Source organism: Mucilaginibacter sp. P1_A3 (assembly GCF_056406855.1).
On sequence record NZ_JBFTZJ010000017.1, the window covers coordinates 109,824 to 136,159 of the forward strand.

Annotated in this window: 25 protein-coding genes; 9 read left to right on the top strand and 16 right to left on the bottom strand. The window is 41.0% G+C overall.

The window, feature by feature from the left end; translation table 11 throughout:
* The first annotated feature begins 65 nt into the window (after positions 1-65).
* A complete protein-coding gene (locus AC1D0K_RS29025; RefSeq protein WP_477395571.1) occupies positions 66-1,394 on the top strand; it encodes a HAMP domain-containing sensor histidine kinase in 1,329 nt (442 codons plus the stop codon).
* A gap of 206 nt (positions 1,395-1,600) precedes the next feature.
* Here AC1D0K_RS29025 and AC1D0K_RS29030 read toward each other — a convergent pair whose 3' ends face one another.
* Complete coding sequence (locus tag AC1D0K_RS29030) at positions 1,601-2,467, bottom strand: CHAP domain-containing protein (protein ID WP_477395570.1); 867 nt, start codon at positions 2,465-2,467, stop codon at positions 1,601-1,603.
* 372 nt (positions 2,468-2,839) lie between these two features.
* On the opposite strand from AC1D0K_RS29030, the gene AC1D0K_RS29035 reads away from it, so the two are divergent.
* Positions 2,840-3,268, top strand: a complete 429-nt coding sequence (locus tag AC1D0K_RS29035; protein ID WP_477395568.1) for a hypothetical protein — start codon at positions 2,840-2,842, stop codon at positions 3,266-3,268.
* A 65-nt stretch (positions 3,269-3,333) separates the two neighbouring features.
* On the opposite strand, the gene AC1D0K_RS29040 is transcribed toward AC1D0K_RS29035, so the two are convergent.
* Positions 3,334-3,708 (bottom strand): hypothetical protein, encoded by a 375-nt coding sequence (locus AC1D0K_RS29040; protein ID WP_477395566.1) that lies wholly within the window; start codon positions 3,706-3,708, stop codon positions 3,334-3,336.
* 345 nt (positions 3,709-4,053) lie between these two features.
* Here AC1D0K_RS29040 and argH point away from each other — a divergent pair, with 345 nt between their 5' ends.
* From argH to AC1D0K_RS29060, 4 genes are all read left to right on the top strand, one after another.
* Entirely contained in the window at positions 4,054-5,388 is a 1,335-nt protein-coding gene (gene argH, locus AC1D0K_RS29045; RefSeq protein ID WP_477395564.1) for an argininosuccinate lyase, read from the top strand.
* A gap of 14 nt (positions 5,389-5,402) precedes the next feature.
* Positions 5,403-5,852, top strand: coding sequence for an HAD domain-containing protein (locus tag AC1D0K_RS29050; RefSeq protein ID WP_477463141.1), 450 nt, complete (start codon positions 5,403-5,405; stop codon positions 5,850-5,852).
* A 35-nt stretch (positions 5,853-5,887) separates the two neighbouring features.
* Positions 5,888-6,091, top strand: coding sequence for a YwbE family protein (locus tag AC1D0K_RS29055; RefSeq protein WP_477395611.1), 204 nt, complete (start codon positions 5,888-5,890; stop codon positions 6,089-6,091).
* 74 nt (positions 6,092-6,165) lie between these two features.
* A complete protein-coding gene (locus AC1D0K_RS29060) occupies positions 6,166-6,864 on the top strand; it encodes a DUF1345 domain-containing protein (RefSeq protein WP_477395560.1) in 699 nt (232 codons plus the stop codon).
* Here the strand turns inward: AC1D0K_RS29060 and AC1D0K_RS29065 are convergent.
* Together AC1D0K_RS29065 and AC1D0K_RS29070 are read right to left on the bottom strand one after the other, a co-directional pair.
* Entirely contained in the window at positions 6,861-7,775 is a 915-nt protein-coding gene (locus AC1D0K_RS29065; RefSeq protein ID WP_477443145.1) for a DUF72 domain-containing protein, read from the bottom strand. The two genes, AC1D0K_RS29060 and AC1D0K_RS29065, sit on opposite strands and share 4 nt — an antisense overlap.
* A 75-nt stretch (positions 7,776-7,850) precedes the next feature.
* Positions 7,851-9,482, bottom strand: a complete 1,632-nt coding sequence (locus AC1D0K_RS29070; protein ID WP_477395556.1) for an amidase — start codon at positions 9,480-9,482, stop codon at positions 7,851-7,853.
* 193 nt (positions 9,483-9,675) lie between these two features.
* On the opposite strand from AC1D0K_RS29070, the gene AC1D0K_RS29075 reads away from it, so the two are divergent.
* Both AC1D0K_RS29075 and AC1D0K_RS29080 read left to right on the top strand, forming a co-directional pair.
* A complete protein-coding gene (locus AC1D0K_RS29075) occupies positions 9,676-10,653 on the top strand; it encodes a glycoside hydrolase family 5 protein (RefSeq protein WP_477395554.1) in 978 nt (325 codons plus the stop codon).
* A gap of 162 nt (positions 10,654-10,815) precedes the next feature.
* Positions 10,816-11,238 carry a hypothetical protein gene (locus AC1D0K_RS29080; protein ID WP_477435631.1) on the top strand — a complete coding sequence of 141 codons (423 nt, stop codon included), beginning with the start codon at positions 10,816-10,818 and terminating at the stop codon, positions 11,236-11,238.
* A 19-nt stretch (positions 11,239-11,257) separates the two neighbouring features.
* Here AC1D0K_RS29080 and AC1D0K_RS29085 read toward each other — a convergent pair whose 3' ends face one another.
* Both AC1D0K_RS29085 and AC1D0K_RS29090 read right to left on the bottom strand, forming a co-directional pair.
* Positions 11,258-12,019 carry an MBL fold metallo-hydrolase gene (locus tag AC1D0K_RS29085; RefSeq protein WP_477395550.1) on the bottom strand — a complete coding sequence of 254 codons (762 nt, stop codon included), beginning with the start codon at positions 12,017-12,019 and terminating at the stop codon, positions 11,258-11,260.
* Positions 12,016-12,288, bottom strand: a complete 273-nt coding sequence (locus AC1D0K_RS29090; RefSeq protein ID WP_295712357.1) for a hypothetical protein — start codon at positions 12,286-12,288, stop codon at positions 12,016-12,018. Before AC1D0K_RS29090 ends, AC1D0K_RS29085 begins: the two co-directional genes overlap by 4 nt.
* Positions 12,289-12,404: 116 nt before the next feature.
* Between AC1D0K_RS29090 and AC1D0K_RS29095 the strand changes: the two genes are divergently transcribed.
* Complete coding sequence (locus tag AC1D0K_RS29095; RefSeq protein ID WP_477395547.1) at positions 12,405-13,469, top strand: polysaccharide deacetylase family protein; 1,065 nt, start codon at positions 12,405-12,407, stop codon at positions 13,467-13,469.
* Between the two features lie 169 nt (positions 13,470-13,638).
* On the opposite strand, the gene AC1D0K_RS29100 is transcribed toward AC1D0K_RS29095, so the two are convergent.
* The 10 genes from AC1D0K_RS29100 to spt all read right to left on the bottom strand — a co-directional run bounded on the left by AC1D0K_RS29100 (position 13,639) and on the right by spt (position 26,078).
* On the bottom strand, positions 13,639-14,187 hold the full coding sequence (locus tag AC1D0K_RS29100; RefSeq protein WP_477395545.1) for a CAP domain-containing protein: 549 nt from the start codon (positions 14,185-14,187) through the stop codon (positions 13,639-13,641).
* Positions 14,188-14,354: 167 nt separating this feature from the next.
* A complete protein-coding gene (locus AC1D0K_RS29105; RefSeq protein WP_477443523.1) occupies positions 14,355-15,125 on the bottom strand; it encodes a hypothetical protein in 771 nt (256 codons plus the stop codon).
* A gap of 236 nt (positions 15,126-15,361) precedes the next feature.
* Positions 15,362-16,300 (bottom strand): phosphatase PAP2 family protein, encoded by a 939-nt coding sequence (locus AC1D0K_RS29110; RefSeq protein WP_477443521.1) that lies wholly within the window; start codon positions 16,298-16,300, stop codon positions 15,362-15,364.
* A 1-nt stretch (position 16,301) separates the two neighbouring features.
* On the bottom strand, positions 16,302-16,925 hold the full coding sequence (locus tag AC1D0K_RS29115; RefSeq protein WP_477443519.1) for a sterol desaturase family protein: 624 nt from the start codon (positions 16,923-16,925) through the stop codon (positions 16,302-16,304).
* 262 nt (positions 16,926-17,187) lie between these two features.
* On the bottom strand, positions 17,188-17,913 hold the full coding sequence (locus AC1D0K_RS29120; protein WP_295712371.1) for a CDP-alcohol phosphatidyltransferase family protein: 726 nt from the start codon (positions 17,911-17,913) through the stop codon (positions 17,188-17,190).
* Positions 17,914-17,939: 26 nt separating this feature from the next.
* Positions 17,940-20,501, bottom strand: a complete 2,562-nt coding sequence (locus AC1D0K_RS29125; RefSeq protein ID WP_477398919.1) for a DUF5686 family protein — start codon at positions 20,499-20,501, stop codon at positions 17,940-17,942.
* Positions 20,502-21,113: 612 nt separating this feature from the next.
* Complete coding sequence (locus tag AC1D0K_RS29130) at positions 21,114-22,439, bottom strand: inositol-3-phosphate synthase (protein ID WP_477398917.1); 1,326 nt, start codon at positions 22,437-22,439, stop codon at positions 21,114-21,116.
* Between the two features lie 214 nt (positions 22,440-22,653).
* Positions 22,654-23,640, bottom strand: a complete 987-nt coding sequence (locus AC1D0K_RS29135; RefSeq protein WP_477398915.1) for an NAD-dependent epimerase/dehydratase family protein — start codon at positions 23,638-23,640, stop codon at positions 22,654-22,656.
* A complete protein-coding gene (locus tag AC1D0K_RS29140) occupies positions 23,637-24,755 on the bottom strand; it encodes a GNAT family N-acetyltransferase (protein WP_295712380.1) in 1,119 nt (372 codons plus the stop codon). The genes AC1D0K_RS29135 and AC1D0K_RS29140 overlap by 4 nt, the downstream gene beginning before the upstream one ends.
* Before the next feature lie 117 nt (positions 24,756-24,872).
* Entirely contained in the window at positions 24,873-26,078 is a 1,206-nt protein-coding gene (spt, locus tag AC1D0K_RS29145) for a serine palmitoyltransferase (RefSeq protein WP_295712383.1), read from the bottom strand.
* Between the last annotated feature and the right edge of the window lie 258 nt (positions 26,079-26,336).

Genomic DNA, 26,336 nt, shown 5'->3' on the forward strand with positions numbered 1-26,336 from the left:
GTCCAAAAATCCCAAAAATCTTATATTTGGCGATATACAGTGCTACCTTACATTAGCTGTACTCTATGCTAAAAAAAATAAACAATCTATGGTTTAGCCTGATTGGCAGCCGGCAGGCTTTCCCGTTAGAGAGCCGGATCTTCCACTCCATTAGTATCGGGTTAATTATAATAGCGCTGGTGTATGTTCCTTATAACTTTTTTGCAGGGCTGTACATTGCTTCATTATCAAGTTTTACCCTCGCCTTTTTTTTTGCGTACCAGTTTTATTATTCCCGTTTTCATGGTCGGCCGCATAACAGTATTGTATTTGGCCTAGCCGGTGTGTTGGTATTTTCGGTAAACTATTTTGCCAATTCGGGCATCAACGGCTCAACCGATTTAATTTGGCCGGCTTACCTGCTGCTGGTATTTGCCATTTCGCCCTACCGGCAGCATATATACTGGCTACTGGTTTATTTAGTATCCTTCCTGGTGCTGCACTGGGTAGCATTTCAGTATCCATTGTTGGTTAAATATCCTTTTAGTGCGGGGAAAGGCGAACTGATAGACAGGGTTACGGCATTCCCATTACCCGTGATAACAATTTACATTATCATCAATTTTATCAGGAAAAGTTACGACAAGGAAAAAACTATTACCGAAGAAAAGAACTTAGCCATTGAAGTGCGCAACCAACAGATCTTATTGCAAAAAAATCAGCTGGAACAAAGCGATGCCGAAAAGAATAAGTTAATGTCCATTATCTCGCACGATGTGAGGGCGCCCCTTATACACATACAAGGCTATCTTGAACTACTAAAAGACCATGAGCCGGATCATGAGCATCGCCGGGTACTGGAAAACGAATTGCTTGAAGCTACCAATAGCACTATGGATATGCTAACCAACCTGCTGCAATGGTCCAGATCGCAAATGGAAGGTTCGTCTGTTAACTTATTGAAATTAAACCTGCTTGCGGTCATAACAAGCACACTTGAAATGGGGAAAACCCAGGCAGAGAAAAAAGATATTACTTTTAACTATGATATTGAACCAGGAATAACGGTTGTAGCCGATACAGACATGCTGCAATTGGTGGTCCGCAACTTGGTAAGCAATGCCATAAAATTTACGCCGAGCGGTGGCATCATTAACATAAACGCAGCGTTGCTACAGCAGGAGTGCAAAATAACCGTCAGCGATAATGGTAAAGGTATTGATCCGCAAAAACAGGAAAATATTTTTTCTATCAACGCCAAACCGACATTTGGCACCAATAACGAGAAAGGGGTTGGTTTGGGCCTGCTGCTATGCAAAGAATTTATTGAACGCCAGGGTGGCCGTATAGGCTTTAAAAGTATTTCTGGGCAGGGTTCCAGTTTTTTTATTTTTATACCCGCGCTACCGGTCTGAAGACAGGGATTTTCAGACTATCGGACTTTCGGACTTTTAGACAAAAGACTAACCGAGCAAGGATTAACAGATTTAGGGTTTGCGGCATGTTTGGAGCAATGATTTTTAAAGTCCTTGTTCCTTTATCCAAAAATCCTTTATCCGAAGGTCTGAAAGTCCGATAGTCTGAACATCCAAAAATCCCAAAGTCCAAAAGTCCCAAAAAATCACTTGATTCGGGCAAAGGCCATAGCATCTGCTTTATACCTGATATGTGATGAAACTGCTTCGCCATTAACATCAGCCTCAATGGTATAGATGTAGTCGTTATCGGTGCTTGATACTATACCACATTGTTCGGCTCCCTTATTTTCCTGAAAATTAAAGAAAACAATATCGCCGGGTTGGGGATGGTCGGTAGGGGGGATAATATAATTTTTTTGTTTCAGCTGTTTGTAAAAAGTGGTGAGATCACTTGTTTTTATATCGGGCATTTTTGTTTGATTGGTTTGAAAGCACCAGATAACAAAAGGCACGCTCCATTGCGCGCCGGTGGGAGCGCCGGCTGTGTTCAAATATTTGCCTACCAGATTGTGACTGTTATTAGGATTTAATTTGGCGCTGTTGAGCTCAATGAACGCGTTGGAAAGTGCAATACTGCCGGGAGATGCCACTGCCACACTATTGCCGGGAGTGGCAGCCGACTTACCCACCGCCTTGGATTTGCGCAAAAATATGGTGTTTAAAGCGCCTTGGGCACCCTGCGTATTTAATGTGTTTGCGGTGTTGATGGCAAAGGTGGTATCCATGGTATAAAAACTCAGCAGCGCCAGTTTTACCGTTGTTGAATCTTTACTGAGGATAAAGGGCATGAAGGATTGTATGAGTTGTGCTTTTTTAAAATTATAATCCATGGTAAATAAGGAGTCGTCATGCCGTTGTTTTAGGGTTTGGTGTTTGTAGTCTTCCATTTTTTCGAGCGACGAGCCATGGAGGGTTAAGTAAGCAACCAAAACGGTTGTGATGGTGGTGAGCACTATCGCGATGTTTTTTTCTATCCAGAAGAAAAACCTGTTTTTTGATCTTACAGTCATTGGCTTAGGATTATAAGTTCTAAGCTATGAAAATATTTTTACTGCATCAATAAGGAGGGGACTATCAGATTATCAGACTATTGGAGGTTCGGACTTTCGGACAAAGGACTATCAGACAAAGGACTATCGGACGTTCAGACAAAGGACTAATGGAGCAAGGGTTTTTGGAAACCTTCAACCGGGTTAATTCTTACGCTATTAGTCTTTTGTCCGAAAATCTGAACGTCCGATAGTCCTTTGTCCGAACATCTAAACATCCGAAAATCCGATAGTCTGACCGTCCGACCGTCCAAAAATCCGAAAGTCCAAAAAACCTTCCCCCGTTCATCCATCTTTTTATATTTTTGTTTACAATCAAAAAAGATCATTACCATGAAAAAATTAGTTTTAGCCCTAACATTAACCATTGCCAGCAGCGCAGCTTTTTCGCAAAGCTTTTTAAAAAAGGTGCAAAGCGCCGCGTCGTCAAATAAAATACGCACAGCGTCGCTACCATCGCTGAGCAATATAGGCGGTGTAAAAGATGCCATTATGGGCAAGCTGACACCGGCATTGGCACTCACCGCGATTGAAAAACCTTCGGTAGCATCAACCATTACCGATTATTTGAAAAGCAAAGCCGATATTATGCCTTTGGCCAATACTGATAAAACTGCTTATGCCAGCAAATCATCAAGTTTAATCAGCAGCTTATCGGGCAAACTGAAAACCATACTTACCGTTGCGCAATACTCCAAGTTTTTAGGCCTTAAACCTAAAGCGCCAAGTGCCAGTAACGTGCTGTCGAGCCTGTTTTTTTAAGGCATAGGGTAGTTGCATGCCGGCAACGACTCACCCGGTCTACGCTTCGCTGGACCACCCTCTCTTCACCTGCGGTGGAAAGAGGGTTTAAAACATTTTTTTACGAGGTTTTCAGCCACAGTGGAAATTGTCTGAACCGGAATTAATAGAATGAGAATTGCTGTTGTTTCCCTTCCCGTCAGCAGATAAGTTTCGGGCGAAAGCGGGCAGAACTTGGTGGCATAGTGCGCAGGAGGGGCATAGTGAACATTGCCGAAGGGCAGGCCTAAAGCGAACAAAGTGGAGGCAAGGTTTAACAGCCCGTGGTTCTGCCCGGTTTGCAGGGCAGAGGCCTGTGCGGCAAAGAAACCTATCTGCTGACTTGATTTTTTGGTTACTTTTGTATCAAGACAAAAGTAACAGCCCTCCCGCGGCAACTGAGCGGGCCAATGCTCTTTCATTCCCACAAAATAAATTCAGCCCCCCAAACGGCCCTCCCAAGGCAACTGGCGCTGACTTTTTAGGGTGTTCGGGTCAGCACAATAGGACTGTTCGGAGGTGTTCGGCTACTGATTTCTTAAAGTTATAAACCACTGATAGTCAGTGTGTTTTTTATTTTGACTAAAAATAACCGAACGCTTAATTGATTGGCTATCAATAAACTAATTTTTGCCAAATCCGCCAACACCTGTACACCTATCAAAAAGCGAACTCCCGGTAATAATATCAATTACCATGACAAAACCCTCCTAAAATCTTGCTATTTGATACTAACTACTTGCTACTAAATTTCACATCTTTGCACTATGAGCAAGTTATGGCAAAAAACCACTAATGTTAATCAACTGGTCGAGAGTTTTACCGTCGGCCGCGACCGTGAATTCGACCAGGAAATGGCCGCTTTTGATGTGCTGGGTTCCCTGGCGCATACCCGCATGCTGCAAAGCATCGGCCTGATGGATGTTGCTGATCTTGACCTTGTACAGCGCGAACTGAAAGCCATTTATGCCGATATAGAGGCAGGCAACTTCACCATCGAAGATGGGGTAGAGGACGTACACTCACAGGTAGAAATGCTGCTTACCCAACGCATTGGCGACGCCGGTAAAAAGATCCACTCCGGCCGTTCCCGTAACGACCAGGTGCTGGTTGATCTGAAACTGTTTTTCCGCCACCAGCTGCAACAGGTAGTTGAAGAAACCGAAACCCTGTTTCGCCAGCTGATAACCCTGAGCGAAAAACATAAGGATGTATTGTTGCCAGGCTATACGCACCTGCAGGTAGCTATGCCATCATCATTTGGCCTCTGGTTTGGCGCCTATGCCGAAAGCCTCGCCGATGACCTGGAACTGGTGCTGGCGGCGTATAAGATCACTAATAAGAATCCGCTGGGTTCGGCCGCCGGTTATGGCTCGTCGTTCCCCCTTAACCGTACCCTAACCACTGAGTTATTGGGTTTCGATAGTCTTAATTATAATGTAGTATACGCCCAGATGGGCAGAGGTAAAACCGAGCGTATTATAGCGCAGGCGCTCTCATCTATAGCCGCCACCCTTGCCAAAATGGCTATGGACCAGGCGCTGTACCTGAGCCAAAACTTTGCCTTTGTAAGCTATCCCGATACGCTGACCACAGGCAGTAGCATTATGCCCCACAAAAAGAACCCCGATGTTTGGGAAATTATGCGTGGTAAATGCAACCGCCTGCAGGCCCTGCCAACAGATGTAGCCATGATGACTACCAACCTGCCATCGGGCTATCACCGCGAGCTGCAGTTGCTTAAAGAACTTCTGTTCCCCGCTTTTGCCGAATTGAAGAGCTGCCTGCATATGGCCACTTTTATGCTGCAAAACATCACGGTGAACGTGGATATATTAAAGGATCCTAAGTATGCTTACCTCTTCAGTGTGGAGGAAGTGAACCGCATGGTACTCAGCGGCACGCCGTTCCGTGATGCCTACAAACAAGTGGGCCTGGCCATTGAGCAAGGCGACTTTAACCCCGATAAAACAGTTAACCACACCCACGAAGGCAGTATAGGTAACCTGGGCAATGAACATATCACCGCCGCGTTTAACAAGCTGTTATCAAACTTTGATTTTGGAAAGGTTGAAGGAGCGATAAAGGGGTTGGTAGGATAGGAATGGTAATTCTGTTGGATATAGACGGCGTTTTAGTAACTGAACCGGCCTGGAAAAAGGTGGAGACGGGGCTTGACGGTTTTATGCTGTTTAATAAACGATCAGCTGAAAATTTGGCGTTTATATTAGCGGCAACAAATGCTGCTGTAGTTTTGACTACTACCCACAGAATTAGTTTTAGTGTTGAACGGTGGCTCGAAATTTTTAGTTTGAGAGGTATAGAAATTAACAATATCTCTAAACTAAATACAAAACAATCGCTTGCTGAAATGCAGGATCGAGGGACTGAAATTAAAGATTGGGTTGATAACAATGGTTACGAGAACTATGTTATTATTGATGACGATCCATCTATAAATAATCTTCCAAATGCAATCAAACAAAGGTGGATCTCTATTAAGCCTTATGTAGGAATTGATGAGGAGGCCAAACAAAAGGCGCTCGATATTCTTTTAAACAAATAGGTGAAACCATCACTTTAAATGTGAGATCACAACATATGAACGGACAAAACAGAAGCGACATATACCAGGGGCTTGAAGTAGATATTATCCTGAAAAAAGATCAGCGTAACGGCACCCTTACCCGGGGAATAGTAAAAAGGTTGTTAACCAGCGCAACCTACCATTCCCGCGGAATTAAGGTTCAGCTGGATGACGGGCAAGTTGGCCGTGTGGCCTGGATTGTGGAAGAGGAGGATTAAATTTTCTATAGTTCATCAATTCTACATAATTCATCTCCATATTTACATTTATACTTACCATAGTATAAACCTATATGCCTGCAAGCCTTCAAAAAAAATCGAAGTTATGGTTACGGATAGATGCTCATCACCGTTTACTTGTTTCCTTATGTGTAGGCGCAGGTACATTATTTTTTTCCTGGGGACGGTTTAGCGCGCCAGCCCTGGTATTGGTTACCTGGATTGGTTTTGCCTTAATGATTATTTTGATGGACTGGGTAATTATCCTTTCCTCTCACCCTATGGAGATTCGCAGGATAGCGAAGATTGAAGACTCCAGCCGTACCTTGATATTTTTGTTTGTTATCATAGCATCCTTGATTAGTATGCTGGCTATTTTCTTCCTGCTAAAATCCTCCAAACAGTTGTCACCCGCTGTAGTAACAGGTCACGTTTTACTGGGTATGGCATCGGTAATTGTATCATGGGTGCTGGTGCATACTATTTTTACGCTGCGCTACGCACACATGTTTTATGCCACTGATCCTGATGACGATAACAAGAAAAAACCTTTAGGGGGCCTTGAGTTTCCCGGCGATGAAAAGGAGCCGGATTACCTTGATTTTGTATATTTTTCCTTTGTTATTGGGATGACGTTCCAGGTATCTGATGTGGAGATCTCGTCGCGCCAGATCCGCCGCCTGGCCTGGATTCATGGGATGATCTCCTTTGCGTTCAACACTGCCATCGTGGCGCTAAGCATCAACGTTATATCGGGCCTGGTTTCTAATTAAAATAGGCTGCTTTGTGTTTCAATAAATTGAGGCCGTTTCAATTGCATGCCTAATTCTTGGTTAAGTTTTTCTACCACATAATCGGCAAGTCTCGGTGAAAATTCCTCTTCGTGCTGGTGCATTAAAAACCATACCGATCTTAAACCCAATTGTTGCCAGGTTTTGATACGTGAAACCCATTCATCTACGCGTGCGTAATCAGAAGGATGCAGGCCATTACCTACAAAGCGGATAAACGCGTGGGGCGTAGGCAAGGTCATGTGTACCACATCGCGCCGTCCGGTAGCATCGGTTATTACCGCGCCGATATTAAGATCATGAAGAAGTTGAAATACCTTGTCCCGGTTTTCAGCAACAGAAAACCATTCCTTGTGCCGTAACTCAACAAAAACAGGTACATCTTTGGGTAAAGTTTCCAGGTAGGCTTTCAATTCCGGGAAGCTTTTAGGCGTATAATTATCGCTCAGCTGCAAAAACAAAGGTCCCAGTTTTTCGCCAAATGCCATAATGCCTTCATAATAGCTTGTGGTGATTTCATCCGCATTTTTTAGCCTTTTAATGTGGCTGATGCTTTGCGAAAACTTGGGGCAAAACTTAAAATCGGGGTTGCTATCGGCTTTGGCTTTCCATTTACCAATAGTATCCGCCCCGTAAACATTATAAAATGTGGCGTTCAGTTCAATACAATCAAAATGCTTTACATATTCATCCAAAAAATTAGCCTCTTTGGTTTTAGGTGGATAGATCTGCCCAACCCATTCTTTACGGCCCCACTTGGCACAACCCACATGCACCTTTAAAGGTTCATTGCTTTTGGAAGCTTTAAGTGTGCTAAGCGTTAATTCAGCATCAGGCGGCAATGTAAAATCTGTTACAGCTAATTCTTCGGGGGATACACGGCCAAATTCCATGGTTTGTTGGTTTAATTATGTTGCGCTAAGTTGCAAAAAAGACAGACAATTTTTAAAATTCTGATTCATTCAAAATTATCCTAATAAATCAACCTTAAACAAAGGCTTAACCCTTTTTTTGCTGGCCTGTTCATAAGCGTATCCCAATTTAATAATATCCCCCTCTTTGTAAGCAGTGCTAAAGAATGACAGACCAATGGGCAAGCCTTGCACCAAACCCATAGGCACAGTGATATGGGGATAGCCCGCCATAGCCGCCGGGCCAGAAAAGGAGAAGCCATTATCATAATCCCCATTCACCAGATCGATGCAAACAGCGGGGCCATTGGTTGGGCCAATAATGGCATCCAGTTTATTATCAGTGAGAATTTTATCGATAGCCTTGCGGGTACCAGTGTTGGTTTGTTTTACAGCGTCCAGATATTCTTTACTGTTCAAACCACCTTTGGCTTGTGCAAGTTCCAGCGTTTCCTGCTTAAAAAAGGGCATGGCTTTGGCCTCGTTCTGCTTGTTAAAGGCAATTACATCTGCAAGGGTTTTAACTTTCCCGTTGGCTGTACTTAAATATTGGTTAAGGCCATCTTTAAATTCATGTAACAACACGTTAAACTCATTTTTGCCAATTTCTTTCAACTCTTTGTTCAGCTCTATTTCAACCACCGTAGCGCCTTTGCTTTCCAGGGTTTTAATGGCATCTTTAAGTAAAGCTACCATGCCGGCGTTGCCTTCCAATGCCGATTTTTCAACCCCGAGGCGTTTACCCTGCAGGCCGTCGGCATCCAAAAATTTAGTGTAGTCTGTTTCAGCTTTTCCCTTGTTGCCAATGGTAAAGCTATCCTGTGCATCTATACCCGCTAATGCTCCCAGGAATATGGCGGCATCTTTAACGGTGCGGGCCATTGGTCCGGCGGTGTCCTGGGTTTTGGAGATGGGGATAATCCCCGTCCGGCTCCATAAGCCTACAGTAGGTTTAATGCCCACCAATCCGTTCACAGATGATGGCGATACTATTGATCCATCTGTTTCCGTACCGATGGCTATAGTGCACAAATTGGCTGCAACCGCCGATCCTGATCCGGCACTTGAGCCACTGGGGTTACGATCAAGAATATATGGGCATTTGGTTTGCCCTCCCCGACTGCTCCATGCACTGGTAGAGTGGGTGGACCGGAAGTTGGCCCATTCGCTCAAATTGGTTTTTCCCAATAACACGGCACCGGCTTCGCGCAGTTTATGTACTATAAAGGCATCCTGTTTGGCAAAATTATCGCCCAGTGCTAATGAACCAGCGGTAGTATGCATATTATCGCCGGTGTTGATGTTGTCTTTTATCAGTACCGGTATGCCGTGCATCGGGCCGCGTACTTTGCCTTGTGAGCGCTCTTTATCCATGGCATCGGCCATGCTGAGGGCATCCTTATTAATCTCGATAACCGAGTTAAGTTTGGGGCCATTCTTATCAATTTCATCAATACGTTTCAGGTAAAGCTCGGTTAACAGGCGCGAAGTGTATTGTTTGGATTTCATTTTTTCCTGCAGATCCGTTATCGTAGCCTCCGAAAGTTCAAACAGGTCATCTTTACTGTCGGTTGCCGTAGTATCCGTTTTTTTATTATCGGTAGATGGCTGGCTGCATGATGCAGCAACCAAAGTTGATATGGTTAAACCTGCTAATGAGCCTGTTTTAATGAAATTTCTTCTGTGCATAACCGGGTTTTGAAAAAGCTTCTACAAATAACAAAATATTTAGCTAATTAAAAACTATAAGCCTGAAAATGTTACAACATATAATGGCGGTATTAACTGCTGATTGAGTCGGATTTTAACATATTATAATGCGATTATTACAAATCGGCATTTATAAATTTTCAATATTTACATTGTCTCATCTAAATATAAAATGATGAGGTTTCTTTTAATTATTCCATTGGTTTTGGCCATTACTACGGCAACATTTGCTCAAAACTTAAGCCCTGTAGCCCGTAATGGCGCGTTAAAGGTGCAGGATGGTAAATTGGTAAACCAACAGGGGATAGCGCCACAGCTGCGGGGTATTAGTCTTTCATGGAGTTTGTGGCAGGGGCGTAAATATTATAATCCGGGGGTAGTTAGCTGGCTTGCCGGTGATTTCAAGATCTCTATACTCCGGGTGGCAATGGGGGTTGAGCCCGATGGCGGTTACTTGCAGCAGCCCGATGAGCAGCAAAAATTGGTGACAGATGCTGTAGACCAGGCTATAAGGGAGGGTATTTATGTGCTGATAGACTGGCACGACCATCATGGCAACCTGCATTTAAGAGATTCAAAAGAGTTTTTTAAGCAAATGGCAAAAAAGTATGCCGGTGTACCCAATGTAATTTATGAGATATGGAACGAGCCGGCAAAAACCGATTGGAAAACTGTTAAAGATTATGCCGTGCAGGTAATTCCCATTATTCGTAAATACGATAAAGATAATGTAATTGTGGTGGGCAGCCCCAATTGGGATCAGGATGTGGATATAGCCGCTGCCGATCCGATCACCGGTTTTAGTAATATTGCTTACTCCTTTCATTTTTATGCCAGCGACAACTATCACCAGGAAACATTGCGTGCGAAGGCAGATAAAGCTATAAAGCTGGGGTTACCGCTCATCATCACCGAATGGGGTGTTGGCGAGGCTAATGGCGACGGTGAATTTAATATGCAAAAAACTCAAACCTGGCTAAAATGGATAGAAGATAACCAGCTCAGTTGGGCCAATTGGAACATTACAGATAAACACGAAACCACCGCTATTTTACAAAAAGATGCTCCCATATATGGCGGCTGGACCGATGCTAATTTAACATCTGCCGGCGCGTATATCAGGAATGTGCTAAGGGAGTTGAATAAGTAAAGGTGTATCATATGAATTTAAAGCAGGTGGCTTTGTATAAATTGCATTACAAATACTTAAGCATATTAGTTTTGGGTATATTCATGCTCAGGAATGTACTTTGTTTTTTTATTGATGATGATGCCCAGATGTTCGATCAAAATGTTGCTCCCCGCTGTTTTAATGGCATTGTTATTTGGCTGCAACCCCGGTAAAAAGATTTTTAAAAGCGATTGTAATGATGATTATTCACCGGTTTACAAGCGCGTTGCTTTTACAGAGCTGGTAAATCACCTTAAAAAATACGATAAGCAATACGTGGAGGTCACCGGCAAATATGTTGAGGCACCAGAGCAGTCGGCCTTATTTAATGATAGCCTTTTTGCAGATCATTCAATTACGCAAGCCATCTGGATAGATTTTAACCCTGATTGCCCGCTTTATTTAGAGGGTACACGAATAGGCCTGTTTCAATATAATGACGGTCAATTTATCCAGATAAATGACAAGCATGTCACTATAAAGGGGAGGGTTGATGCTCATGATACCGGCCATTTAAACCAATACAAGGGGGCTATAGAAAGGATAAGTTATATAGCCTTATAATGCTAAAAAAGCTAAAGAATTAAATTGTCAGCTTTAAGCCATCATAGGCCAAATGGATGTTTGGAGGCAGCTCTTTTGTAATATCCTCATGCTTACCCAGGCGGTGACTAATATGTGTGAGGTAAGTTTGTTCGGCGCCTATTTCCTGTGCAAAGGCAACAGCTTCGGCAAGTGTAAAATGCGAGATATGGGTTTGTTTTTGCAGTGCGTTTATTACCAATATTTTACTTCCTCTTATTTTTTGTTTTTCTGCTTCTGATATAGTTTTGGCATCAGTAATATAGGTAAAATCATTTACCCTGAAGCCCATAACAGGGAGCAGGTAGTGCAATACCTCAACAGGCGTAAATGTTACGCTGCCGATAGAAAATGGATTTAAACCTATAGGATGTACGGTTACCTGCGGCACTCCGGGATAACCATTGCCATCAAAAATATAAGGAAATTCGCGGATAAGAGCTCTCTGCACACGGAAGTCGGCATAAACATCAATCGGTGTATTTTGGCGGTAATTGAAGGCACGGATATCATCCATCCCGGCAATATGGTCTTTATGCTCATGCGTAAATACAATAGCATCCAGGTGCTTTACACCGGCGCGCAGCATTTGGTACCTAAAATCCGGTCCGGAATCAATAACGATGGTTTTACGTTCGGCTTCAATTAAAACAGATGTGCGCAGGCGATTATCGTAAGGGTTTGCAGAGGTACAAACCTCGCATTCGCAGGCAATAACAGGTACGCCCTGTGAAGTTCCGGTTCCTAAAAATGTTATGGTCACAGTTGCAGTTTTGTTTGTTTAATATCTTGCAAAAATGCAATCTGTTTTTCGTCAAGCAGTTTAAAATCTACTTCCAGCTCGCGCAAAAGTTCAACAAGAGCTAATATTTTGCTTTCCAGGTTCGAGAAACGGTTAACTATTACCATACGGCTATTGAGTAACAGGCAGGCGCCTGTTTTAAAGTTCCCTTTTTCATACCGCACCCGGTAACCTGCTGCTTTAAGCAGCATCTCCAGTTTTTCGAGGGTGTGGTTAGTGGGAGGAAGCATTATTTCAAAAATAGTAAATTAAGTGTAATTGCAGATTCATTTTTAGATATCGCGGTGGTTGTTATCAATAATCAATATCCCTATATTTATTAACCAATTATAAGCCCTATATCACAATGAAGAAACTCATTCTGTTTGTTGTAGCCATGGCTGCATGTTTAGCAAGTTATGCTCAGCAAACTAAAACCTATGCCGAAAAACTTGGTTGGCCCAAAGGAGCACGCGTAATTATTTTGCATGTAGATGATGCTGGCATGTCGCACGAATCAAACGATGGGGTAGAGACAGCGATTGATAAGGGCGTAGCAACATCAACCAGTGTGATGATGCCTTGCGCCTGGGTACCCGATTTTAAAAAATACCTGGATAAACATCCCGGTACAGACGCCGGCTTACATTTAACTCTAACATCTGAGTGGGATAACTATCGCTGGGGGCCATTGGCCGGTAAAGCCGCGGTACCCGGCCTTACTGATAAGCAAGGTTGTTTATGGCCATCTGTTGTGGAGGTGTATTTCAAGGCATCGGCAGATGAGGTTGATAAAGAGATAAGGGCGCAGCTGGATAGAGCTTTGAGTATGGGCTTTGTGCCTACGCACCTCGACTCACACATGGGGACACTCTTCGCCAAGCCATCTTACATGGAAAAGTATATTAAACTGGGTATCGAAAAGCAGATCCCGGTTATGTTTCCCGGTGGAGATGACCTGTTTTATCGCGCAGAAGCAAAAGCCGCTACCATCGCCGATTTGAAAAAGCAAGGCAAATACACTGAAGGGATGGGTATTGCCGAGCCTGCTGCCTTAGCGCAAGCTAAAAACGTTGGCGCCTTGATCTGGAAGGGTGGTTTGCCTGTTTTGGATGATCTGCATAATTCAAGCTATGATTGGCAAATGCCCAATATTGATAAAATGACAGATAAGGAAATTCAAAAATGGTACACTGATCATTATATTGAAAGCATCGGGCGTTTATCGCCGGGATTAACTATGGTGATTATGCATTGCACCAATCCAACACCGAATTTTAACTATATATCTGACACAGGCAAAAAACGCAAAGGCGACCTGCTGGCCATGACCGATCCACGTTTAAAAGCATTTTTAAAACAACAAGGATTTATTTTAACTACCTGGCGCGAAGTAATGGAACGGAGGATTAAAACGGGGGATATTGAATAGTGTATCTGAACCGGGATTAAACAGATTTTTTGAATTATCGGATTTTTAAACTTGTATTTTTCTGAATTGGGTTTAACAAAAGAATCAGGGAAATCTGAAGAATCTGTTTAATCGCGGTTCAGACAAATAATCTGCACATCTGAAATCTGCATATCTGCACATCAACTCATCAGTTCTGTATCAACTTATATCTGCCAGATTTGATGAGCTTTTGTTGTTCGGCAGTGAATGAGGTTCGGCCGCCAAAATCCTGTACCCAATAGGTTTTATATTCGGCTATACCAACCTCCTTAAAGTCACGGTTCATGAGGTTTTTGCAATGACCTTCGCTTTTAAGCCATCCATCCATTACTTCGGCTATACTTTGCTGTCCCTGGGCAATATTTTCGCCTATGGCGAAGCTTTTAAAGCCTTTAAATTTATATCCTGCAGAAACCACTCTATCCTCCATGCTTCGGCCATCTTTGCTGGTGTGACTAAAATAATTGCTTCTTGCCATATCTTTTGCATGGCCTGTAGCGGCATCAAATAGTTTATTGTTCCAGGTGAGGGGAGGGGCCGGCGGAAAGTAAGTATTGCCGCAATTACAGCCTTTACTGCGGGCTGCATTTATACGGGCTAAAAATTCACTTTTAAACGGCTCGCTTTGCCCGTAGGCGGTTCCAAACGTTAATGAAATAGTAAGTATGCAAATTACTTTTGCAATTAAATTCCTCATATGGTGTATGACAAATTAAATGAAACGAGGTTTAATTTTCAATAGTATGGCGGGTTGCACTTATTGTTTGCGTTTCCTTAGCCGGAGGCGCCAGTGACTGCGTTTTTTACGTCGCCAGTAATAAACCATAACAGCTATGGCCATTAGGGCAAGGGCGGTAATGAGCGTTATAACGAGACTGTATGCCTTGCCGAGCTGAGTTTGGGCCCTCTTCTGTAAGTCGAGGTATATACTTTTTTTTTGACGATAATTGAATCTTGTTTTTTTATCTGTACCGAGTCCTTTTTATTTATAAGTGCAAGACGGTCTTCCTCGGCCTTGTGTAAGATGCTATCATCCAAAAACTCATGCCTTTTTATCGCGATAGTGGCTTTTTCATAATCTTTCATATGCCGGTACAAAGCCGCATAACCTACCTGTACGGTCGATTCATTTTTGGGATCAATATTTTTAACTGCAAGTTTAAGGGCTTCATTCAAATCGCGCATGGCCAGAGTATAGTCCTTAATGTCGGTTTTTATAGCCGATAGTTCAATTAACGAGGCAATTATATTAGGTACATCGTTCTTTAATCGCGATATGGTATTTGATTGCAAAATAAACCATTTAGCCTGGCTGTATTTGCGTTGCGAACGGTAAATTTTCGACAGGTTATTATAACATGTACGTAAGCCTAATGTATCATTAAAGCGTGAATAGCTATGCAGCGCCAGCATGGTATAGTTTAAAGCTTCGCCCTGGTAATAATACCTTACGTGCCTGTTTAAAACAGTATCATAATTTAAATATTGGGCAGCTATCTGGGTGTATATAGGTCCTTTTAACGAATCGCTGGTGAGTTGTAGTTTTTGTTTCAAACTATCAAGGTCACTCGCAGATGCAGATGATTTTGATCCGGCTAAAAGGATGAATATGAGACAGGTAAAAAGTTTTTTCATATAGGGGCTATCGAATACCAATATATTTTGAATATTGAATAGTCAAATAGTGTGCCTGTTTTATCAAATACTTTGTACTAAATAATACACGGTGGATAGAAATGACGAATACGGGGTGGAAACGGCGGTTTTTAGAAAGTAAATGCAGGGCCAGGATTATAAAGTGCAATTACTCTGCTTCAATTGCGCGTTACAAGTAGTATAGTAAACAGTACAGTTATTACTCAATAGCAGTACTAAACAATCACCTGCTCGTACCGGCTTATGAAATGCTGTAGTGGCTTAAACCTTGAAAGTATGAAATTGAACAGCGTAATACCGACGCTGGCGCAGATGATACCCGCTAATACATCAAGCACATAATGATGACTTGCATATACCGCGGTAAACCAAATACCAAGCATTACAATTGCAAAGAAAACATTGACAATGCCCAGGCGGTTTTTAATGCCATAATATAAAACAATTACCGGGTATGATGAATGTAAGGATGGCATTGCCGCAAAAACATTTGAGCCTTTAGCGTAGATAGATTTAAATATACCCGCGTTAAAATAAGCATCAAACTTTGCCAGGCCGGCAGTATTGCCTTGTGTTAGTGGATGAAAAAGCAAACCGTGATATTGCACATACCATGGCGGAGCAGCCGGGAAAGTATAATATATAACAAAGCCCAATAAATTTACCAGTACAAACGTAAGCGAGAATTTAAGAAACTGCCTTTTGTTTTTAAAAAACAGGAAGGCTGCAAAAGCAAGCGGTACCGGAATCCAGCATAAATAAAATATGCCTGCAGCCACATCAATAAATGTATTGCCATTTACCCGCCAGTATTCGTTAGGTGTTAACAGGTTGCCTTTGTATTGAATGCCAAATAAATGCTTCTCGAAATTGTAAATATCGGCAATGTGTACAGCGTTAAACTTGTAGTTTGGAAAGGCTTTCATATAATCAAATATGATCCAGTATACAATGAATATACTAAAGCCAAGGATAAACTTGCGGGTAACTGCCGAAGCGTAAAAAAGGGAATTAAATATTAAAACCAATACCAATTCATCGGTTTTATAGCCTATTAAAAAGTAGGAGAGTATTAAATAACCTAATGAAATCAGCGAAACAACAAGTACAGTTTTGGTATTGATTGTTACACCAGTGTGTGCCGTGTTATTCACCTTATTTTTTTAAGAATCCTGAACGGAATATTTTATCCCACAGTGGTGAGCTTACACCGTAACCCCTATCGGGATCCTGGTAATGATGTAACATGTGGTGCTGTTTAATTTTTTTAAATAAGCCGCTTTTAAAGTTAAAGTGATGCATAGCGTAGTGCGATATATCATAAAACAGGTAGCCTAATATAAAACCAGGGAAAAAGCCGAAAACATGGTTTACAGGCAATATCGCCTTAAATAAAAAGTAAAAACCTGTAGCTAAAGGGATACTTAGCGATGGGGGCAATACCAGGCGTTTGGCATCGCTGGGGTAATCATGATGCACACCGTGCATGATAAAATGCAGTCTTTTTGCCCAATCCCAGTTTTCGTTTGGTTTAAGATGGAATACAAAACGGTGCATAATGTACTCCGTAATGGTCCACACAAATAAACCTAAAATAAATAGTGCAACGTATGTTAATACATCAATACCCTTGTCAAAAGAAAGGTATGTTGAGTATATAATAACGGGCACAAAAATATACAGGGGTACAGTATAATGCACCTTTGATAAACCCTCTAAAAAGTCGCTTTTAAACATCCTCACAGACTCTTGTGAGTTTGATACATAATTCTTTTTCATAGCATATCAGGTTTAAAATGTTTAATGATTTGTCTGCCTGTTATTTTATTTTTTAGTTGAATGTATTAGCCGGAACTAATCATTTATCCGGTTAAATTTTAATAAACATTTACCTAAAGTAAACGCCATTATTTAATTGTCGCGAAGATATGATATTTTGCTCAGCTCTGAAGCCTGAAGTGCTAAGTCTTGAGTGTGCTCCAAAATCGCAATTTCGGATGAACCTTTATGGATACTATTAAACTTATGCCCTATTAAAAGCTTATAACCTATCTTCTTCCTCTTGTTTTATTAAAGCCCTTTTGGCTTCCCTAAGCCTGTTAAAAGCGGTAATGTTGGTTAATACAGCCAGTATAACAATTGGAATGGTAAATATCGAAATGGTTTCAAATACATGGAATTTGATGCCCGGAACAAATAACTTATAATTACCGCCAATATACTGTGCTACAATTCCGCTTAACGCAGCACATAGGCCAATGGTGACTACACGCTCTGGCCTTTGCATTAAACCTCCTTTAACCTCAACGCCTAAACCTTCGGCACGTGCCCTCACGTAGCTTACCATCATGGAACCTATTAAGGCAATAAAGGCCGCTATCGAACTTAAAAAATAGTGATGGGCAACTAAATAATAACAAATACCCAGGAACATGATGAGCTCACTGTAACGATCAAGAACAGAATCATACAAGGCACCAAAGGTTGATTTCATATTACCCAAACGCGCTACCTGCCCGTCGAGCATATCAAATAAGCCTGCAAACAGTATTAAGCCACCTGCCCAGCCCACGTAGCGCAAATCGCCACGGTTACCTTCTTCGGCACCTAAAATAAATATTGCGGCTACGCCTACGTTTAACACAAAGCCAATTGATGTAACTGCGTTTGGTGTTAAACCAACCTTGATCAGAATTTTTACAACGGGATCAATAACCCTGTAAATACCTAATTGCAGGTTTGTTCTGAGCGATATTTTCTGTTCCATCTTTGTAATAGTTTTATGTTACAAAATTAAAAATCAAATTTAATCCTTACACGGAAGCCCCATGAGGAAATATCCGGATGATCTAAATAATTTAACCTCTTAACAAAATCAATTCGTATAAATTTAAATATATTTTCAACACCAACGCTACCTTCCACGTAAGGTGTTTTACCAAGCGTATAAGTAATAGGAACGCCATTGCCATCAATTGGAAACTGATATAATGACGGATGTAGGTTTGGATTGTTTTGATCACTTAAACCACCGTACAAAACTTTTGCCGAAAATACTTCGCGCCACTTTAATTTTTTCAACAAAGGGACTTTATTAAAAAAGAAACCCATAAAGTGCTGATCTATCCTGAAGCTCGCGTATTTATCACTCGCAAACTCCAAAAAGTTCATTAAGTTGTATGAATCAATATCATACGCATATGTTTGGTTGGCCTGGTGAATAGTTAATAATGGATACGGTACCGAACCAAACGTTTTACCGCCGCTTAAATTAACATCGGCATAGCCCAGCTGTGATTCATAAACACGCTTATCAATACGTGCATCTAGTTTTTGATAACCGTACTCGCCGCCTAACAAGCTCTTTACAGCTGCAGTATATTGTAATTGAAAAGTTGGGTATTTATTTGGGATGGGGATACGGTAAATTTTTCCCTGGTAAAATTCTTCATGCGGTGCATAACGTAACCCGGCAGTAAACTGCGTGGTGGTAAGGTCATGAACCGAATTTGGCTGTCCGTTTAAAATATTGTTAAAATAGAGTGAGCCTGCAGGTTCCTGTGTCCATCTGTTGAAACCGGCACTATATGAAAAGTGACTTTCAAACTCATGTACATAATCTATCTTGTAGTTATCATTGTACAGATATTTATCATTTACACCACGTTTAAATGATAGCAATAAATTGTCTTCCTGAACAAATTGCAGGTTTAACCCCGGAATTTTGGTATCCCGCTGAAAGCTTGCCCTGATATAATTTTGAGGGAATTTGTAAATTGATTTATTGTTTAAAGAGTACGTACCGCTCAGGAAATATTTCCAGCGTTGATCTTTAAAACCGTAAGCGGCATACGTTTCAAAGTAATAACGTTTGCTCAATTCCGGCGTTGTACGGCCACCAAATCTCAATTTTAATCCCTCTACAGGGTTAAAGCTGTAAAAAGTATTTGCGGGGCCAATTTCAAACTTACCAAAGCCCTTGTAGCCTGCAAGCAGCAGGGTGGCAATATCAACGGTACGCTTAAAGGATGGCATGTTTTTTAAGCTGTCGATGTTTTTGTAAACCTTTGATTCGGCAGTTGTTAAAGTATCCAGGCGATTTTGTGCCCAGAAAGCTTCACTCCGGTTGCGTGCTTCATCTGATGCTTCTTCTGACTGCTTGGTATATGCTGTATCCGGGCGAGGCTTGTTTACTATGTAATTACCGAAGGTTATGGTACGCATGCCAAATAAACTGCTTTTAGCATCTTTTTTTGATGCGCCAAAATCGGCAGTGGTATTGCTCTTGCTTAGGTGGTAACGGCCATCAGGGTTTTGTTCAAAATCAAGGTCGACCTGGATCGATCTGATGAAGTTGATATTGATGTGCTTATTTACCAATAAAGTAGCTTTTTGAACTGCATAATTACCATCAAGGGTTATATAAATGCTTCCCTCAAATAATACATCATTGCTATTGCGGGGCGTAAAACTTAATTGAACCAGTTTTTGGTTTTTACTATCAGTAATTGTATCAGTGATAAAAAACTTATAATAATTAGGGGAGTTGTTTGATATCGGGCTTAAAAATTGACTTGTAATCAGGAAAACGTTGTTGTCGTAAATATCAACCTTACCGTAAAGGTGTTTAAAATATTGCGCTAAACCAGCGTTATCAACCGCCGGGCCAAAGTTTACATTTTTTTCGCCCAAAATTATCTCGCGGTTTTTCTCGGGATTTTTGCGGTAATAGTTTTGCAAAATTTTCTCGTTCAGGAAAATAGGGAGTATCGATTTACCGGGCACAGAGGTGCTGTCCCGGTTATCTAAAATGAATTTATACTTTCTGAAAAACTTACGGTCAGAAAACTGTGCCGAAACATTGGCAGCCCCAAACATCATTTTATCATATTCCCTATACTCTACATAGTCGTAGTGTTCGGGGCGGTTTTTCTCTTTATTTTCTATAACCTTACGAATCAATTCAACCGCGGGGTTATCCTTGTTACGATATTTTGGCTTTTTGCCGGCTTTAATATTAACCTCGTTCAGTTGCTGAGCCGAGGGGAATAGCTTTACATTAATAACTTGCTCTTTACCGGGTACAACTGCTAAAAAAGCATCTTTATAACCTAAAAACGATATTTTTATTTGTTTGTATGAAAGCTGGTTTGTTGAAAGGCGGTACTTACCGTTATTATCAGTGGTAACACCTGTAGTGGTGCCGGTAAAACCAACCACTACGTATGGGAGGGTTTGTTTATTGCTTGCATCAGTTACCGTTCCCGTTATTATAGTAGTTTGGGCAAATAATGATGTAGCAGATAAAAGAAATATTGAAAAGAATAAACTTTTGTAAAATTTTTTAAACTCCATGTACTTTATGCAATTATGCAGATACAAACTTTTTTTGATTGATAAATAGTAACCAGCAACCTGAACACTGAAACCCCTTTTGATTGCTGATATTGTAAATTATCAGTCCAAAATTATAGATCGATCAATCGCTTAGCACTTTTCTATCCAGTCGATCTGTCTGGTGATTCACCTGCTTTTTAGCACGTTTCCTGCACCCTTTACAACCTTTAAACATGGCCTGTAACCGCGTTTCAAAGGTAAAAAAAATCCCTACAGACTAATGTGGTCAAAAAGTCAAATATTGCCTACATCAGTTGCAATGCCATTTACCTTCAAATAAATTACCTTTAAATTATACTAATGCGCAAACGATACTAATTAATTTATATTATAACTTTTGTTGAAGGTAATATATGCAAATTACGTAAAATGTTGATTTTTAGATGTGATTATTAAGTTCGGGTGCAATTTTAAGTAAAATGATATGTTTTACAGCTATAGACAGCTGTAATTTAACAATTATTAACAGCTTAACTTAAAGGATATTGTTAACTAAAAAGTATGTTTAAATAAAACAGCCGCACCAGGTGATAAATCCCAATGCGGCTGTTTTTGTTTTATGGTATTTTATTATGCCTCTTCGGCAAACATATCATCATAGTAATCTAAACCAAGATGGGTTATCAAATCCTCGCCCATTAAATAGCGAAGGGTGTTTTCTAACTTAATCAGCTGTTTAAATATATCATTTTCAGCATGTAAGCCCGGTGCAGTTTGCGGCGATTTCAGGTAGAAGGATAACCACTCCTGTATGCCACTCAGTCCGGCTCTTTTTGCCAGGTCGCTAAATAAAGCAAGGTCAAGCGCTATAGGAGCGGCCAGGATTGAATCGCGGCAAAGAAAGTTAATCTTGATTTGCATTTTGTAACCTAACCAGCCAAAAATGTCAATGTTATCCCAGCTTTCTTTGTTATCGCCATGCGGAGGGTAGTAGTCGATACGGATTTTGTGGTAAATGTTACCATAAAGTTCCGGGTTATCTTCTGGTTTAAAAATATCTTCCAGTACACCTAATTTTGATACTTCTTTGGTTTTAAAGTTATCCGGATCATCCAATACCAGGCCATCGCGGTTACCCAGGATGTTGGTAGAGAACCATCCGCGTACACCCAATGAACGTGCAGCTAAGCCGGGAGCTAAAACTGTTTTCATTAAAGTTTGACCGGTTTTAAAATCTTTACCGGCGATAGGGGTTTTGGTTAGTTTAGATAGCTCAATTAAAGCCGGGATATCAACTGTTAAGTTAGGGGCGCCGTTTGAAAAAGGTACACCTAATTTTAAAGCAGCATAAGCATATATCATACTTGGTGCTATCAGTTTATCATCATCCTTTAAAGCTTGTTCAAAAGCTGCAAGTGACTGGTGGATAGCCGATGCTTCGTAATAAATTTCTGTTGATCCACACCAGATCAATACAACCCTGTCAAGTCCGTTTTTTTCTTTGAAGTTTTTAATGTCCTCCATTACCTGTTGGGCAAGCTCATAACGAGTACCGGTTTTAACATGGGTGCCGATAAGGTTTTTGGCGTAGTTATGGTCAAATGCCGCCTTCATAGGCACAATGGCTTCCAATTCAGTTTTTACGGCGTTTAATAAAGAGGCATCAAGCACTTTAGCGTTTGATGCAGCTTCAAAAACGTTATCCTCATAAACATCCCATCCGCCAAAAACAACATCGTTTAATTGCGCAAGCGGAACAAACTCATTAATTTTAGGGTTGCGGTTTTCGGTTCTTTTGCCTAAACGGATGTGCCCCATTTGTGTAAGGGAACCAATTGGCTGCGAGATGCCTTTTTTTACAGCTTCAACGCCGGCAATCAATGTGGTGGCTACTGCGCCTAAACCAGGGATAAGTATACCCAGCTTGCCTTCGGCAGGAGAAATTTTGATTTTCATTGTAATTATTTATTGTTTTAATTGTTGTTTGGTGGCCAAGCCGCTACTGGGCTTTACCGGTTTTTCTTGCTCGTTTTAATATGAAATACAAACTGTGTTAGTTTATGCTAAGTGCTTGATTTTAAAGTTACTTAAACGTTTAAGTAAATGATTTTAGTTTCTGTTTTTGTCAATTTAAAATATTCTTTTTTGTAATGATTATTTAATTACGGTGCTACAGCCAGTCATTGGCTCTATACCATTTCAGCGTTTCAGTTAAGCCCTTCTTTAAGTTATAGGCAGGATAGAACCCAAGTTCTGATTTTGCCTTTTCAATATCAACAGACCAGTTTACGGCCATAAGCTCGTTTAGCTTTTCTGAATTTAAGATAGCAGCTTTATTGGTCAAATAACTTACTTTTTCTGATACCAACGCTATTATTTTTATAAATATTACAGGCAAATGAAATTTGAAGGTTTTTAAGCTCAGCGCTTCCTTTGCTAAATTAGCTAACTCATATTTGCTGTAAAAATTGCCATCGCTTAAATTATATGCTGTAACATTCCAGTCATACAATGATTTTATGGCTGCTTTTGCAACATCTTTAACATATATAAAGGTGAGCTTTTGCTCGGCACTGCCCATGTAAGGTTCAAGGCCACGGGTAAGCTGCTTAAAAAATATGAATATGCCAGTATCCCGCGGGCCATAAATGGCGGTAGGGCGTAAAATGGTATAACTTAAGTTTTGTACGGTTTTAAGTTGTTCTTCGGCTAATAGCTTGCTGCGGCCGTAAGCGGTTACCGGATTGGGCTTTATGTTTTCACTAATGGTACCCACCAATGTTTTAAGCGGGCCAAGTGCAGCAAGGCTGCTGATGAGTACGAATTTTTTTAGATTAATATCTGCCTGTGTGGCTGCCGATGCCAGGTTGAAGGTATGAGTGGCATTAATGTGGTTGTACGCTGCCTCGGATTTGGCCGCCGTAACACCCGCCGCATGAATTATATAATCGGGCTTTATATCGGTTAATTGTTGTTTTAGAACTGAAAGATCGTTGTAATCAAGATTTATAAACTTGATGTCGAAATGTTTTAAATGATCTGTCTTGCTGCTCTTGCGCACCGCGGCATACACTTCAAGGTTGTTTTGTAACGCTTCCTCAATAATGTGAAATCCTGCAAACCCGCTTGCCCCGGTTATTAAAACCCGTTCCCTCATATCGCTTTCTGATATAACCTGTATTTTTTGTACGGATCGCCTTTAATAGCTTCAATTGCGCGGTTCACCATTTCATTATGTTCCAAAGTCCATCCGGCTTCGGCATGCTTAAAGCCTTTAGCTTTGTACTCGCGAATAATGGTGCCATATAAACAAGCTTCGATACCCATTTTACGGTAACCATCTACCACACCCAAGGCATAAATGCGAATGCTTTGGATGCTTTTTTTGCCAAATAGTAATTTGAAAATACCTGTTGGCAATAAGCGGCCGCGTTTTATTTTTTGAAAGATCTCGTTATAGTTTGGCAGTGCTAAACCAAAGGCAACTATCTTGCCATCCTGCTCGGCAACCAATGCGAAATCGGGGTCGAGGATCAGTTTAAGATCTTTGGCCAGGTAATCAAACTCATCATCTGTTAATGGCACAAAGCCTGTATTTTGATCCCAGGCCGAGTTGTATACTTCGCGCAGTTTAATGGTTTCTTCTTTAAAATTTTTAAGGCTAACCTTGCGGATGATAATGTTATTGCGTTTTAAGCGTTCCTCCAGGGAGTTTAACAACCTTACCGATTTATCGTCATAAGCCTGCCCATCCCAATGCCAGGCAATCAGGTCGACATCTTTATCCAAACCATAGCTTTCTATCAGCTTAGCATAATAGGGCTTGTTGTAGGTTTGCATTAAAAACGGAGGGCTATCAAAACCTTGTATCAGTAAGCCACAGGGTTCATTGGTGCTAAAGTTTACCGGGCCTAATAATTTGCCGGTAACACCTTTATCTTTAAGCCAGCCCGTAACCACATCAAACAGCAGGTTTGAAACTTCAGTATCATCTACACAATCAAAAAAACCAAAAAAGCCATCGTTCTTTTTATTGTATTGGTTGTGCGCGTTGTTAAGGATGGCGGCTATCCTGCCAACTATCTTACCATCGCGGTACGCCAAAAGAGGCTGTACTTTATTGTGCTTATGAAAAGGGTGTTTGGTTAACAAATCGCGCTGGGCTATGAACAGCTCGGGAACGTAATTTGGGTCGCCCTCATACAAATCATGCGGAAAATCAATAAAGGAGGCCAATTCGCTTTTTGAACTAACCGTTACAATTTTTATCATGAGTAGTAGTGTATACTAATTGAATGCCCTTGGGCTATATGAACGTAAAAGTCCGTGTGTATAGGCTTGTTTTGTTAAACAGCAGCCAAATATACACACGGACATTTTATTAGATTATTATATTTTTTCTTTAACAGAAGTAACGCCTACTTCTTTAAATGCTTTTGCAAGTTTTTCAACGGCTTCATCAATTTGTGCAAATGTATGAGTTGCCATTAATGAGAAACGCAGTAATGATGAATCTGAAGGAACCGCAGGTGAAACTACCGGGTTAACAAAAACACCATCGGCCTGTAATTGCTTGGTTACAAGGAAAGTTTTTTCGTTATCACGTACGTAAATAGGTAGTATCGGGCTTTCAGTAGGGCCAAGGTCAAAACCTTCATCCAGTAACAATTTCATGGCATAATTGGTATTATCCCAAAGTTTCTGGATTCTTTCCGGCTCCGTTTCAACAATATCCAATGCTGCAATAACGCTGGCAACAGATCCCGGCGGCATACTTGCGCTAAACATCAGTGATCTTGCACGGTGCTTGATGTAATCAATAGTATCCTTATCGCTGGCAATAAAGCCACCTAATGATGCCAGTGATTTACTAAAGGTACCCATAATAAGATCAACATCATCTGTAAGGTTAAAGTGCGAAGCTGTACCGGCACCTTTGTGACCAATTACACCAAGGCTGTGTGCATCATCAATCATGATGTTGGCACCAAACTGATCGGCAAGGGCAACTATTTGCGGTAGTTTAACAATATCACCTTCCATGCTGAATATACCATCAACGGCAATGATTTTCACAGCGTCCTCTGGCAATAGGGCCAGTTTGCGTCGCAGATCATTCATATCGTTGTGAGCATATTTGATTACTTTGGAAAACGAAAGCCTGCTGCCATCAATGATACAGGCATGATCATACTCATCTAAAATGATATAATCATTACGGCCGGTAATGCATGATAGTACACCCAGGTTTACCTGGTAACCAGTGCTGAATAGTACGGTGGCTTCTTTGCCAACATAGTTGGCAAGCCTGTTCTCCAGCTCGATATGGATATCGAGCGTACCATTTAAAAAGCGCGATCCGGCACATCCTGTGCCGTATTTATCAATTGCCTTTTTTGAAGCTTCCTTAATTTTAGGGTGATTGGTAAGGCCTAAGTAGGAGTTAGAACCAAACATTAACACTCTTTTGTTATCTATTAAAACTTCAGTGTCCTGAGCAGACTCAATAGGCCTGAAATAAGGATACAATCCCTTTTCCCGGAGCATATTTGCAACCTGGAACTCGGCGATCTTCCCATGTAGTTTTTTAACCATGTATTAACTCTGCTTAAATTTTGCGTAAAAATACCATGAATAAGCAAATAACTTATACGGTAAGTGTAATTTTTTTAAAAATAGCTTATCATTAGTTTAACCTAACAGGTAAAGCTGTGCTCATATCACATGGCAAATTAATTAATTTTTTTGTTTATTTCGCACCTAATATTTTCATTTTTTTGTAAAAACGAGAAATTCATAGGTTTTTGCCACGCTTTTATATAATTTACGTAATATTTTGGTGGTTCACAATAT

What these genes read in the sequence shown, in the direction of transcription:
- AC1D0K_RS29025 (WP_477395571.1), top strand. Translation starts at nt 66, where the DNA reads ATGCTAAAAAAAATAAACAATCTATGGTTTAGCCTGATTGGCAGCCGG.
- AC1D0K_RS29030 (WP_477395570.1), bottom strand. Translation starts at nt 2,467, where the DNA reads ATGACTGTAAGATCAAAAAACAGGTTTTTCTTCTGGATAGAAAAAAAC.
- AC1D0K_RS29035 (WP_477395568.1), top strand. Translation starts at nt 2,840, where the DNA reads ATGAAAAAATTAGTTTTAGCCCTAACATTAACCATTGCCAGCAGCGCA.
- AC1D0K_RS29040 (WP_477395566.1), bottom strand. Translation starts at nt 3,708, where the DNA reads ATGAAAGAGCATTGGCCCGCTCAGTTGCCGCGGGAGGGCTGTTACTTT.
- argH (WP_477395564.1), top strand. Translation starts at nt 4,054, where the DNA reads ATGAGCAAGTTATGGCAAAAAACCACTAATGTTAATCAACTGGTCGAG.
- AC1D0K_RS29055 (WP_477395611.1), top strand. Translation starts at nt 5,888, where the DNA reads ATGAACGGACAAAACAGAAGCGACATATACCAGGGGCTTGAAGTAGAT.
- AC1D0K_RS29060 (WP_477395560.1), top strand. Translation starts at nt 6,166, where the DNA reads ATGCCTGCAAGCCTTCAAAAAAAATCGAAGTTATGGTTACGGATAGAT.
- AC1D0K_RS29065 (WP_477443145.1), bottom strand. Translation starts at nt 7,775, where the DNA reads ATGGAATTTGGCCGTGTATCCCCCGAAGAATTAGCTGTAACAGATTTT.
- AC1D0K_RS29070 (WP_477395556.1), bottom strand. Translation starts at nt 9,482, where the DNA reads ATGCACAGAAGAAATTTCATTAAAACAGGCTCATTAGCAGGTTTAACC.
- AC1D0K_RS29075 (WP_477395554.1), top strand. Translation starts at nt 9,676, where the DNA reads ATGATGAGGTTTCTTTTAATTATTCCATTGGTTTTGGCCATTACTACG.
- AC1D0K_RS29080 (WP_477435631.1), top strand. Translation starts at nt 10,816, where the DNA reads ATGGCATTGTTATTTGGCTGCAACCCCGGTAAAAAGATTTTTAAAAGC.
- AC1D0K_RS29090 (WP_295712357.1), bottom strand. Translation starts at nt 12,288, where the DNA reads ATGCTTCCTCCCACTAACCACACCCTCGAAAAACTGGAGATGCTGCTT.
- AC1D0K_RS29095 (WP_477395547.1), top strand. Translation starts at nt 12,405, where the DNA reads ATGAAGAAACTCATTCTGTTTGTTGTAGCCATGGCTGCATGTTTAGCA.
- AC1D0K_RS29100 (WP_477395545.1), bottom strand. Translation starts at nt 14,187, where the DNA reads ATGAGGAATTTAATTGCAAAAGTAATTTGCATACTTACTATTTCATTA.
- AC1D0K_RS29105 (WP_477443523.1), bottom strand. Translation starts at nt 15,125, where the DNA reads ATGAAAAAACTTTTTACCTGTCTCATATTCATCCTTTTAGCCGGATCA.
- AC1D0K_RS29115 (WP_477443519.1), bottom strand. Translation starts at nt 16,925, where the DNA reads ATGAAAAAGAATTATGTATCAAACTCACAAGAGTCTGTGAGGATGTTT.
- AC1D0K_RS29120 (WP_295712371.1), bottom strand. Translation starts at nt 17,913, where the DNA reads ATGGAACAGAAAATATCGCTCAGAACAAACCTGCAATTAGGTATTTAC.
- AC1D0K_RS29125 (WP_477398919.1), bottom strand. Translation starts at nt 20,501, where the DNA reads ATGGAGTTTAAAAAATTTTACAAAAGTTTATTCTTTTCAATATTTCTT.
- AC1D0K_RS29130 (WP_477398917.1), bottom strand. Translation starts at nt 22,439, where the DNA reads ATGAAAATCAAAATTTCTCCTGCCGAAGGCAAGCTGGGTATACTTATC.
- AC1D0K_RS29135 (WP_477398915.1), bottom strand. Translation starts at nt 23,640, where the DNA reads ATGAGGGAACGGGTTTTAATAACCGGGGCAAGCGGGTTTGCAGGATTT.
- AC1D0K_RS29140 (WP_295712380.1), bottom strand. Translation starts at nt 24,755, where the DNA reads ATGATAAAAATTGTAACGGTTAGTTCAAAAAGCGAATTGGCCTCCTTT.
- spt (WP_295712383.1), bottom strand. Translation starts at nt 26,078, where the DNA reads ATGGTTAAAAAACTACATGGGAAGATCGCCGAGTTCCAGGTTGCAAAT.